1 protein-coding gene is annotated in these 277 nt (G+C 52.7%); it reads left to right on the top strand.

What is annotated here, in order from left to right:
• Window positions 1-277: F0F1 ATP synthase subunit gamma (locus L9G74_RS20415; RefSeq protein ID WP_238898594.1), on the top strand; the 277-nt coding region annotated here is incomplete at both ends.

The raw sequence follows: 277 nt of genomic DNA, 5'->3' as shown, positions 1-277 counted from the left end.
ATCCGATCGAGGACTGTGTGGTGCTTTCAGCTCAAACATCATCAAGGCGGCTACCCGCTACATCCGGGAAGAAAACATCAATGAAACCATCAGCCTGACGCTGGTGGGTCGAAAGGGAGCGGACTGGTTTCGACACCGTCCCTGGCCCGTCCGGCATGAATACGTCAACATCATGAGCCGCGTTGATCTCAAGTACGCCCAGGAAATTTCCCGGAGCATTATCGATTACTATCTGGCCGGGGAATTGGATGCGATTTACCTGGTATACAACGAGTTC

This window comes from Shewanella electrica, from assembly GCF_022321485.1.
Lineage (GTDB): Bacteria > Pseudomonadota > Gammaproteobacteria > Enterobacterales > Shewanellaceae > Shewanella > Shewanella electrica.
The sequence above is the reverse complement of the archived record's forward strand: the minus strand, read 5'-3'. Positions and strand labels throughout refer to the sequence as shown.